The 11720-nt window shown below is 49.0% G+C and carries 11 protein-coding genes; 3 read left to right on the top strand and 8 right to left on the bottom strand.

Annotated features, from left to right (window positions below; genetic code table 11):
* Positions 1 to 11: 11 nt before the first annotated feature.
* Positions 12 to 893, bottom strand: coding sequence for a MurR/RpiR family transcriptional regulator (locus J5069_RS22500; protein WP_264645934.1), 882 nt, complete (start codon positions 891 to 893; stop codon positions 12 to 14).
* Positions 894 to 1198: 305 nt separating this feature from the next.
* On the opposite strand from J5069_RS22500, the gene J5069_RS22495 reads away from it, so the two are divergent.
* Positions 1199 to 1792 carry a hypothetical protein gene (locus J5069_RS22495; protein WP_264645933.1) on the top strand — a complete coding sequence of 198 codons (594 nt, stop codon included), beginning with the start codon at positions 1199 to 1201 and terminating at the stop codon, positions 1790 to 1792.
* A gap of 26 nt (positions 1793 to 1818) precedes the next feature.
* On the opposite strand, the gene adrA is transcribed toward J5069_RS22495, so the two are convergent.
* The 6 genes from adrA to gndA all read right to left on the bottom strand — a co-directional run bounded on the left by adrA (position 1819) and on the right by gndA (position 8916).
* Positions 1819 to 2880 carry a diguanylate cyclase AdrA gene (gene adrA, locus J5069_RS22490; protein ID WP_264645932.1) on the bottom strand — a complete coding sequence of 354 codons (1062 nt, stop codon included), beginning with the start codon at positions 2878 to 2880 and terminating at the stop codon, positions 1819 to 1821.
* A gap of 215 nt (positions 2881 to 3095) precedes the next feature.
* Positions 3096 to 5264, bottom strand: a complete 2169-nt coding sequence (locus J5069_RS22485) for a YjbH domain-containing protein (protein ID WP_264645931.1) — start codon at positions 5262 to 5264, stop codon at positions 3096 to 3098.
* Positions 5264 to 6043 (bottom strand): capsule biosynthesis GfcC family protein, encoded by a 780-nt coding sequence (locus J5069_RS22480; RefSeq protein WP_264645930.1) that lies wholly within the window; start codon positions 6041 to 6043, stop codon positions 5264 to 5266. The genes J5069_RS22485 and J5069_RS22480 overlap by 1 nt, the downstream gene beginning before the upstream one ends.
* Positions 6044 to 6052: 9 nt before the next feature.
* Entirely contained in the window at positions 6053 to 6730 is a 678-nt protein-coding gene (locus tag J5069_RS22475) for a YjbF family lipoprotein (protein WP_264645929.1), read from the bottom strand.
* A gap of 75 nt (positions 6731 to 6805) precedes the next feature.
* Complete coding sequence (locus J5069_RS22470; RefSeq protein WP_264645928.1) at positions 6806 to 7102, bottom strand: hypothetical protein; 297 nt, start codon at positions 7100 to 7102, stop codon at positions 6806 to 6808.
* Positions 7103 to 7509: 407 nt separating this feature from the next.
* On the bottom strand, positions 7510 to 8916 hold the full coding sequence (gndA, locus tag J5069_RS22465; protein ID WP_264645927.1) for an NADP-dependent phosphogluconate dehydrogenase: 1407 nt from the start codon (positions 8914 to 8916) through the stop codon (positions 7510 to 7512).
* A gap of 271 nt (positions 8917 to 9187) precedes the next feature.
* Between gndA and J5069_RS22460 the strand changes: the two genes are divergently transcribed.
* Both J5069_RS22460 and J5069_RS22455 read left to right on the top strand, forming a co-directional pair.
* Positions 9188 to 9439, top strand: coding sequence for a helix-turn-helix domain-containing protein (locus J5069_RS22460; RefSeq protein WP_264645926.1), 252 nt, complete (start codon positions 9188 to 9190; stop codon positions 9437 to 9439).
* Entirely contained in the window at positions 9429 to 10664 is a 1236-nt protein-coding gene (locus tag J5069_RS22455; protein ID WP_264645925.1) for a type II toxin-antitoxin system HipA family toxin, read from the top strand. Before J5069_RS22460 ends, J5069_RS22455 begins: the two co-directional genes overlap by 11 nt.
* Before the next feature lie 94 nt (positions 10665 to 10758).
* Here the strand turns inward: J5069_RS22455 and J5069_RS22450 are convergent, their stop codons facing one another.
* Entirely contained in the window at positions 10759 to 11673 is a 915-nt protein-coding gene (locus tag J5069_RS22450) for a sugar phosphate nucleotidyltransferase (RefSeq protein WP_264645924.1), read from the bottom strand.
* Positions 11674 to 11720 lie beyond the last annotated feature (47 nt).

Genomic DNA, 11720 nt, shown 5'->3' with positions numbered 1-11720 from the left:
TATAATTATATCTATTTATTATTGTTGAATAATTCCCTGGTGTTGGCATTTTTCCAATGGCCCAGAAGACGCCAGGCATCATCGGAAAGTTTTAAATTCGCTTTGATTTTCTCCTCATCTTTGGTGATTACCTGCGCCATCAGCCAATCGGCGACGATCATCGGACTCACTTTAGACCACCATGCCACTGCGGATGAACTGCGCACGATATACAACATTTCATCAGCTTCATTGGCTAACGGAGAGCTGGCTCGGTCCGTCATCGCGACGACGTAGGCTCCCCGTTGCCGGGCAAAACTCATCAACTCAATGGTATAGGGGATATAACGTTCCCACCCGATACCAATAAACACATCCTGCTCATTAACCTGCAATATACGGTCTGCCACATCACCGTGACCGATATTGAACACCTCAGTGTTGCCGAGGAAATGATTCAGTTGCATCGCCAGGTAAGAGACCATGGAAAACGACGTTCCGTTACCACTCACCCAAATACGCCTTGCGGCGGCGATACGTCCAGCAACGGCTGAGACGATGCGGTCCTCATTCAGTTCTGCCGTGGCTTTCAAGAGCTGGCTGGCATTGGCAAACACGCTCTCTTTTAATTCTGTTTCACTGGGCAGCGCGGGTTCGCGATGCAAGATGCCGCTGGCGCCAGTGCGCTCAATCAAAGCATCACCCAATGATTCTTTCATGTGGGCATAGCCCTCATACCCCACTGCACGTGAAAAGCGTACAACGGCGGCATCACTGATGTTCATCACAGCGGCCAACTGACGGGCCGTCATGAACGCCACACGCTCTTTGTTGCGTTCGATGTAGCGTGCAATCATCTGCTGTGACGGGGTCAAGCGCGAGAAACGTTCCCTCAATAAAGCGGTGAACTCCATACTGCCCCCTTAAAGAATCAGTTGCTACATTTAAAATCAAAAATGTAGCAATTGCAACACTGCATTTTATTTTTTCTTATTAACGCATAAAAAAATAAGTAGCAGGCTATTAATAAACCATTCATGAAAGAATGGTTGTATTTGTTTCAGACACAAAACATTTTAGGCCAACTTGCAGACAAACGCTTGCGAATGAGGCTTCAGAAAATCCGCTTGCAGCAGGAGACGGAATTTAGAAGAAAGCATTAGCGGTGGTGGGCTACAGTTTTAACACCCCGCCACCACAGCGATTACAAGAAGTCATCATGGTAAGCAATATTGCAACATCAACGCTGCTGCTTTCTTTTAAGGCACGTTTTACTCACAGTTTGACCTCGGCCGTCAAACTTGCTGAACAAACCAAATCCCCCAAGCACATTGCCTTTGCAGAAACGCTGCTGAAGATAAAAAGGGCAGCACCAGACACCCACCTCGAGTCATTGACGCGTTTCGACGCCTACTCAAACGGCCATTCACGCTCGTATGAAAAACGTATTCGGGAAGATAAGTATCAATATCTTGGCAATGCGCTTGATCGGGTTAAGGAGATACGGCTGTTTTTAAACGGTTTTTCACCAATAGAACCAGCGCCCCCCTCCCCAGCGGTCACGCTACGCCGTGAAGTAAACCAGCACCTGACACAATCCTATGAAAATGCAACGAGAGTTTACGCAATAAAAGCCGCTATTTACGCTATCAGTCAGAATGTCGATCAAAAAAAGCGCACCGTAAATCTAGAGAATTTCACACACCTCACCAAGGATATTCATACAATGATTGATGCGGGAAAACCCCTGGGAGAGATAACCAACCGGGTTATTGACTTCAACGTCTATCATCGGCTGAATTCGCTGCCGTAGTAAACGCCATTCATGATGGGGAGGCGTCAGGCCACTTCCGTGCGTCCGCGGCCCTTGTTTTTCGCCATATAAAGTGCGATATCCGCCGCTTTGAGCCAGTCGTGATACTGGTTCATGGTTGGGCGGTATTCAGCTACGCCGACGCTGATGCGAATCCCCAACTGTGGCGTTTGCGTTAAGCGCTTGGCGGCCAGGCGAGTACGAATGCGATTAATGATCTCAACCGCGTCTGTTGCTCGCGCCTCAGGCAAAATCACCGCAAACTCATCGCCACCGAAGCGACCAATCACATCGGTGGCGCGTAAACCGTTGCGCAGCTCTTCCGTCAAAAACAGGATTGCTTCATCACCCACATTGTGGCCGAAGCTATCATTGATAGTTTTGAAATGATCGATATCGATCAAAGCCAATGTTGAAGGTTCATCAATATGGCGACAGATTTCATATTCATTGTGCAACAACTGCTCCCAGTGATGCCGGTTATAGACGTTGGTCATGCCATCGTGGGTGCTCATCAGCATCAGTTTACGCTTGTGTTCAGCCAGCTTGGTCGCCGTCACATAAGTCACATAGCCAAGCGCAATCGGATAGACGAGCAGCATGGGCAAACAGGCGTAGAGATGAGTTGATGTAGTCACTAAATCGATGCGGTGTGCATTAAGGCCAGCAACCAAGGCAGCGCTAAGCAGTTGCAAGCTGAGCCCCTGGATAAACAAACGGATGCCGCCCCCCGCCATGCTATTCATGCCAACCATGGCGATGATAATGATACTGGGCAGCAAGTTAAGCCCCATCATGCCAATCCAGAATCCACCATAAACGACATCCACCAGCAAATTCCCTCGCTCAAAGCGCATGGGATCTGCGGAGCGCGTAGAAAGGTAATAGGCAAGGTAGGGCCAGACAAACACATTGAGAAAAAGCAGCACCCACACCCAAAACGGGGTGGTTTTCGTCACCAACACGGACGCGATAAAGAGGGAGCACAACAGCGTACCGGTAATGCGCGGCAGGAAAACCCGCTTGGAAAAGCGTATCCCGGAAAGACGAGAGTCCACTGTCAATAATGTAGGCGATTTAACAGACATGACGCCTCTCCCATTCCATTGCATCAAAGGGTGTACAGTATGACCTAAATCATGCCATTCACTGCACATTAACGCAGTTAATTTCTTATTTATATCGTTACCTGAAACTCGCATAACGTCCACTGTAAGCCGACGATATTCCTTTATCAGATAAAAATAATGCGGCCTTACTCCAAAGAGTAAGGCCGCAGATTGATGTCTTCTACGTATTACGACTAACGAATTTCACCCGCTACGCCATAGAGGCCGTTACGCCGTTGCAGCATCTGACCGCCATCACGCGTCAGCGGCACCCAACCGACAGCACCGCGTTTCACGGTAGGTTCGGTAAACATCAGATCGAACGGAATGGAGATATAGAAGCCCTTGGTAAAGCTGCCTTCACCGTAGTCTTTGCTGCTGACATCGGTTTTGGTGGCAAACACCCCGGCGGTGATGCCGCTGTCAAAGCGACGCGACAGATCGACGGTTACACCATAGTCTCCAGCCAAATAGCGCCCGACGCTGATTTTCGCAAACGATCCGTCAACATACGGCATTTCCCAATACGCGGTAAGGTGCCCGGTCACCACGTCATAATCCGCAGTGCGCATGATGTCATTCCAGTCACGCTGCTTGACGTAGTTGACATCCAACCCCAACGCCCAGCGCTCACCGAACGGACGGTACAGCACTTCAGAACCGACCCCGGCATACATCATTTCCAGATAACCGCCGTACACCTGGGTATACCAGTCTGTCGCCGGGTTATCCATACGCGTCAGTTGCAGGTTGGTCAGCAGCAGATCGGAAGAGGTCACATATTCACGAATCCAGGTTCTGACACGCGGCAAGCTGCTGTCATTAGGCGGCGATTTATAATTGAAGCGATCGTAGTTATTGATCAGGTTCAAGGATGCCGCACCACCGACCGACCAGTGATCGCTCAGGCGATAATCCGCGCTGCCTTTCAGCGCCACCTGATACATATAGAACGATTCCGCGCCGCCTACGGATTGCGTCAAGGTCGGCTCGATACCGTAGGTCAAGCGCGATGGCTCGCTGCGTAACACTGGTTGCCCGTTGATATCAGAGAGCGGTTCTGCGCGCTGGGTAACCGGCTCCGGCTGCCCTAACGGAATAGACGCCGATTGCACATCGCGGAATGCTTTGGTATCCACCGCCGTGCTTTCTACCGGCAGACGCTGGCTGCGACGTACAATGTGGTATTCCCCTACGCTCTCCGGTACATGGTTCGCCAGCACGGTCGCCGCACGCTGAGTGGCTTCATTTTTATCGCGATACTTATCCTGATCGGCAACGATGGTCACTTGATGCCCATCGGCATAAATATCGGCATTGCTGTAACCGGCTTTTTCATCCAGCTCACGCGCCACCTGCTGCCAGTTGGTGCCGTTGGCTGAATGGACAGGAGCATATACGGGAGGAACATCTTCCGGATGCGATTGGCGTAAATCGTCAAAGTTAGTGTGCAGGCTAAAGCCCCACATCAAGGTATTGCCGCGCTGCCAGGAAAGGGTGGTATCAAAGTTATCACTGACGCGGTAGACCATGCCAATGTTGAAGGGGGAGTCTTGTTTGATTTTCCCGTCCGATTTTTTTCGGCTACTTATAAAATCCGAAGCTTCGTGACTATAATCGTTGCCATCATACTCTAGCTTAAAGCGCAGAGGATTCCACGGGGTTTGATATTCTATCCCACCAAACAACGCAGCGGGACCATGGAAAAAATTCCCCACTTCAAACTGCCCACCACCTGTTTTATAACTATCGCTACGCTGACAGAAGCTGGCTTTGAACTCACAGGCAGGATTTTTAATATTACCGCTCTGACCAATATTTCCCCAGCCAATCCCAAACGTAAAATCAAACGGTCCCATACGTTTGCTTGCAACCAAATATTCACTATCGAACAGCCCAGTACCGGCAATATCACGTAAGCCGAAAGACACGTCCGGCAACCATGCGCTCTCCTGCCACAACCGAGCCTTAAGATCGAAGGCCTTATCTTTATAGCTTTGATCGCCGCTGAAATCGGTGTTGTTACTGTAAGCCCGCGTGCGAATATCGGTATAACGTACCGTGGTTTCCAACCAATCAAACAGTTGCAATGATACGGAATAGCGCCGGTATTCCTCATTATCGCGGTAGTTCAGATTAAACTCGCCGCTGCGCGCCATGCGCGCCGTCGGCATTTGCAACAGCCCGGTGCCACCGAAATCAGACTGGGATACGCCCGCACTGTCGAAGCGGGTATTCGAATTGGTGACATTTTTTACGATATCACTTTGCTGCGCCACGTCTTGTGCCACAGCCTGACCACTCAGTACGCCGCTGATGACCAACGACAGATACCCTACTTTAAATTTTCTGTTCTTTGTCATTAGTGTGGGATCCGGTTAGCCAGAAAATCAGCAATTTGATCGTTTAAAGACACAAATTCGTTGGGCAATACGCTGGGGTCGAAACCAATAAACAACGTTTCACCTGCCGCAGGCTCGATATGTTGTTGATTCCACAACGCCAGTGGCACCTTGCGCCATGCGCCTTGCCCATCAATAAGGTAACCCGCATCCCGATTGGCACCGGTCAGAAAACGACGATCCAGCACATAATCCCTAACCGTCCCGCCGGATTGCAACGCCACATCCCCCACGGTTTTCAGTTCAGCGATATCAGCATCGGTATTGATCAGCCCGGCCAGGGTAAAATGCGATGCTAGCGGTGCGATATAGAGCGCATAGTCACCCACCAGCGGGCGATTAGCGCGCGGGGTTATACGAATTCTGTCGGGATCGAGCGGCGTTGAAATTCTCCCAGCTACATCGACCTGATCCAGCATTTTACGCATCAGCCAGGCTGAAATCGCCAGATCGCCATCGCCGGAGTTGCGCCAACGGGTTTCCAACTCGGCCAGCGATTTACGCAGCGCTTCTGCCTGCGCATACACCTTTTGCGTACTGGCATAATCAGAAATCAACGCGCTGCGCCAGTTAACGTCAGCAGGAAACGCCACCTGCTGATAAAACTCAATCAATCGCGTGCCGTCTGCTTGCTTTACCACCGCCAGCGTTTGCTGCGGGGTTTTTATTGTTAACTGCGCGGCCTGTGCAGCCCCCGCCGTGAGCAGCATCAGGAGTGCCATACGGGAAAATGCCAACATGTCAGTCCCTTATTGTACGTAGGGTTTTAATACCGTGAATTTAACCAGTGCCATGTCCGGCCCCATATATTGCCAGGTTTGCACTACTTGCCCCGTGGTTGGCTCCAACCAATAGGAATTGGTGTATTCCGCGTTTAACGCAGGAACCGAAACCTGTTCGGTAAACTTCAGCAGTTGGCGCGGTTTGCCCAGAATGGTTACGGTTTCTTTACCGCGCACCTGAAACACGGATTCTACCGCATAATCACCGCGTTGCACCTGCGACCAGGCCATTTTCCCCTGCCAATGCAGCGACGTTGACGGCTTTAGCAGGCCAACGGCCAGCGGGTCCGGCGTCACGTTGATGACGTGGGCGATATCCTCACCAAAACCCAGGGTTTTAACAATGCGGCCCTGCTGCATTACCAGAAGGTTGCTGTCCGCACCGATCCATTTGAGCTGATTATTTTCTGCAAAGGCCAGCACGACAAAAGCCTGAGAAGCGTCACCCATTTTAAGATAAGCAGAAGCGTAAGGCGTTTTTTCAACCTGCTCAGCCGAAACCTGCACATCATCCGTTCCCCAAATCGCCAGCTTAGCGGTTTTTTGGACCGCATCCATATTTTGGGAACAACCAGTCAATGCCAGCGCGAACAGTGGCAGTAATATCAGCGCGCTGCGTTTTGCCACGAGCGTTATTTTTATCATTAGGTGAATGTCTCGCGAAACGGCCAGATGCAATAAAAGAAAGGCCACCGAAGTGGCCTTGATTGTCAAATGACCTTACTGAACAGTACCGGGAACAACTGAACCTGTAGTTCCAGTAGTGCCGTTATCGTCATTGCTGGAAACAGCAACGGCAACAGCAACACCAATCGCTGCCGCCGCGCCCACAGCGATAAGCGCAGTAGTACCAGCAGCAAAACCGGCACCGCCCGCACCTGCCGCACCCGCAGCAGCTGCGGACGTGGTGGTAGTGGTGGAGGTGCCAGCGGCAGTACTTGAGCTCACGCCATCAACAGCAAACGCACTGGAGGACATGGCGACTGCCAGGGCCAACGTAAGTAACGTCTTCTTCATTACGATTTCCTTTATTAACAAATGAAGCGCTTCAGGGAGGAATACCGTTCAGCAGAACCGCATCCCAACCTTCTTTACCGCGATGCGCGGCACAGCCCACTCCGACCGCGGCGACATCGCTCCACTGAGGAGACTCTCAGCAATAGATTATAGGACAGAGAGTCTTAACGCTCCCCATCATCTAACTCTGTTTTTTTACACAAGCTTAAAAATAGCAAGATCTCGCTACAATAAACAGAGAAATTGTAAATAACGCTTCTGTCTACGTTAACAAAAACGGGGAACAGCAAAATTGAAATCAATCATAACAGCATGATTAGCTTTGATTTAATGATAAAAACAGATGCAAAACGCCGAATAGCAGTACTATTCGGCGTTTATTTAACAAGGTAAATTTAAGAAATAACTTATTCCAACCACTCGGTATGGAATACGCCTTCCTTATCGGTACGTTTATAAGTATGCGCGCCAAAGTAGTCACGCTGCGCCTGGATCAGGTTGGCAGGCAACACCGCCGAGCGATAGCTATCGTAATAAGCGATGGCCGCAGAGAAAGTCGGTGTCGGGATACCGTTTTGCACCGCATAGGCCACAACATCACGCAATGCCTGCTGGTAGTCATCGGCCGCTTTCTTAAAGTAAGGTGCCAGCAACAGGTTAGCGATGTCCGGCGTTGCCGCGTAGGCATCGGTGATTTTTTGCAGGAACTGGGCGCGGATAATGCAACCGGCACGGAAAATCTTGGCGATCTCACCGTAGTTCAGGTTCCACTGGTGTTCTTCTGAAGCCGCACGCAACTGCGAGAAACCTTGCGCATAGGAAACAATTTTCCCCAGATAGAGCGCACGGCGCACATTCTCGATAAAGGTCGCTTTATCACCGCTAAACGGTTTTGCCTGCGGCCCGCTCAGTACCTTGGAAGCAGCAACGCGCTGGTCTTTCAGCGAAGAAATATAACGTGCAAACACAGATTCAGTGATCAGCGACAGCGGTTCACCGAGATCCAGCGAACTTTGGCTGGTCCATTTACCGGTGCCTTTATTGGCCGCTTCATCCAGAATTACATCAACCAGATAGTTACCTTCTTCATCTTTCTTGGTGAAGATATCTTTGGTGATGTCGATCAGGTAGCTGCTCAGTTCCCCGGAATTCCACTCAGAGAAGGTTTTTGCCAACTCATCATTGGACAAATTCAAGCCGTGTTTCAGCAGTGAATAGGCTTCGGCAATCAGTTGCATATCACCGTATTCGATGCCGTTGTGCACCATTTTCACATAGTGACCGGCACCGTCTGGCCCGATATAGGTAACGCAGGCTTCGCCTTCGGCGCGGGCGGCAATTTTTTCCAGAATCGGGGCTACCAGCTCATAGGCATCTTTCTGACCGCCCGGCATGATAGAGGGGCCTTTCAGCGCGCCCTCTTCACCACCGGACACGCCAGTACCAATAAAGTTGAACCCTTCAGCGGAAAGCTCACGGTTACGACGGATAGTGTCCTGGAAGAAAGTGTTGCCGCCATCAATGATGATGTCGCCTTTATCCAGATAAGGTTTCAAGGATTCGATCGCTTTGTCCGTGCCTTCACCCGCTTTGACCATTAGCAGAATACGGCGCGGAGATTCGAGCGACGCCACAAATTCTTCAACGGTATAGTATGGCACCAATTTTTTGCCGGGGTTTTCGGCCACCACTTCTTCGGTTTTTTCACGAGAGCGGTTGAAAATGGACACGGTGTAACCACGACTTTCGATGTTAAGCGCCAGATTGCGCCCCATCACCGCCATACCCACCACGCCAATTTGCTGTTTGGACATTAAAGCAACTCCTGTCTGAAGGATAACCTGCCTGTATCACGACGACGACAGACACGCAAAAGCAGGCGGATATGGTAACTCAGCTTAAGGCATGTGGATAGTGATAGGCGATAGATGAGGAAACAGGTTTTATTTCTCGTTTGGTTGCGGCACGGAGTGACCACACACACAAACATCTATATTCGAGACGAATTGAGTCAAAACGTTGGTATATGGTGACATTTTGTTTTTTACACCTATAATGTCACCATATAGCAACAAAGGAGTCGTTATGCTGCCGAATATGAAAGCGATAGGCATCAAATGCCGACAAAAACGTAAGGCCCTGGGCTGGACGCAAAGCAGCACGGCTAAACGTGCTGGTATACATCGAACAGTGATATCTGAAATAGAGAACGGCAATTATACAGGCTCGCTAAAGTCGTTTACCGCCTATACCACCGCACTTGGCCTTGAATTGACGGTACAGGCTACCCATCTGCCGCAATTCGACGATTTGGAGACACTATTCAATGACGATTGACCTCAATGTACTATCGCAATCTATAAAGCATATTCGCGTGAATACGCCGATTGGGTATTCAGGGCGACTCTCATTTGACAAGGGTAGTTATCATTTTAGTTATGATGCTGATAACGCCCCAAATATCTCGATCACGATGTCCGCCACACAAAAAATGATTTATAATTCCGGGAAGTTATTTCCCATTTTTGAAATGAATATTCCAGAAGGGTTTGTACGACGTCATATATCAGAAAGGCTACAACGCTATGCCGGTACTGTGACCGACATGCTGTTTCTTGCACTACAACAAGATACAGGGATTGGTGCATTATCCTATGATAGCGGCATCCACTTACCCAAACCTTCACCAGAAAACCTTAACGACCTATTGAAATGGGATTTAAAAGAGAGCGCTTTTAATTATTTGTTAAATAAATACCTGTTGCAGACCTCTGTTTCCGGCGTTCAGCCCAAGGTGATGTTTAGTGCAGAAAATAAAGGAGCCATTCTCTACCCCAACCTGATCGCCAAAACAGGTGACCAGGAGTTCCCTCGTCTGGCCGAGAACGAATTTATCTGCATGTCGCTAGCCAAATGCTGTGGCCTTCCCGCACCCAACTTTTATTTATCAGAAAATAAAGAACTTTTTGTTATGGAGAGGTTTGATATTCAACACCAACAACGCATTGCCATGGAGGATTTCTGTGTATTATCCGGGAAATCGAACGAACAAAAATATATAAGTTCCTATGAAACTGGTGCGAAAATAGTGAGCCATTTCACCCAGGACCATTCACAAGTAGAACGCTATTGGCGCTATGTTGTTTTTAGCTGTATGGTCGGTAATGGTGATGCTCATCTCAAGAACTTTTCTTTACTCTATAATTCTATTGAAACACCAGAACTCACTTTATCACCGTTGTACGATGTTGTTAGCACAAATATGTACCCTACATTAGAAAAAAAACTGGCATTGAAACTCAATAAATCGAATGAATTTCCAAACCGAGACGCCTTAATAAAATTCGCAAGAGACTTAAAAATAATAAAACCCGAGCACGCCATTGATGAAATAGCAGATATAATCAATCAAAAACTTAATGAGGGTGATTTATTTTATACCTATCCAGAACTCAAAAAATCCATTAGTGAGTCATTATCAAAAAGCAATTCGACAAATAACGTTTTTGTAAAAATTGACAAAAAAAGAACTAAGAAGAGAAAATCAGATCAATATGTATAAAAGTTCTCCTTTCTTATGCCATATAGCATGGATCCCAGTAACCCACCATAGTATGTATCCATACCATGGTGGTAATTACCGATAAAACCAATGCTTATGCTTTTTCTGGTTTATTCAGCAACTCTTTAATGCTGGCTTTAAACGCATCACCAAATTCAGGATTGCGCAAACCATAAGCGACAAAGGCCTGCATGTAACCGAGCTTACGCCCACAGTTAAAGCTGCGCCCTGCCATCTGCACCGCATCTACCTGATGGTTTTGTTCAATCAGTTCGGCGATGGCATCCGTCAGTTGGATACGTCCCCAGGCGCCCGCTGACGTTTTTTCCAGAATTGACCAGGCATCAGCAGACAGCACATAACGCCCGACCGCCGACAAATCTGACCCTTCTTCCGGTGGCACTTCCGGCTTTTCGATCATGGAAGTGATTACTGCTGCGTCACCGGCGTGGTTCAATGGTTTAGCGCACTCCACCACGGAGTACTCCGGCAGCACTTCATAAGGACGATGTTTCACTAACACCTGACTGTGGCCCGTTTCTTCAAAACGCGCTATCAGCTGTGCCAAATTCTCTTTACTCTGATCGGCACTGGCTTCATCCATCACCACATCCGGCAGGACAACCACAAACGGGTTGTTACCCACGATAGGACGCGCACAGTTGATGGCATGGCCCAGTCCCAGCGTTTCGCCCTGGCGCACGTTCATAATGGTCACGCCTTTAGGACAGATGGCTTGCACATCGGCCAGCAGTTGGCGTTTTTGCCGCTCTTCCAGCAAGGATTCCAGCTCGAAAGAGGTATCAAAGTGGTTTTCAATGGCGTTTTTCGAGGCGTGCGTGACCAGCACAATCTCTTTGATACCGGCATTGACGCACTCGTTAACGATTTTCTCAATTACCGGACGATCCACCAACGGCAGCATCTCTTTTGGGATCGCTTTTGTTACCGGCAGCAGGTTCATACCCAGCCCGGCGACGGGGATAATCGCTTTCAATGTTGTTGCCATGCATTAACTCTCTTGTTATCCGTTGTCATTTTCTTGCCATCATAACG

It is taken from the genome of Candidatus Symbiopectobacterium sp. NZEC127 (assembly GCF_025962675.1).
In the GTDB taxonomy this organism is placed as follows: Bacteria; Pseudomonadota; Gammaproteobacteria; order Enterobacterales; family Enterobacteriaceae; genus Symbiopectobacterium.
The sequence above is the reverse complement of the archived record's forward strand: the minus strand, read 5'-3'. Positions and strand labels throughout refer to the sequence as shown.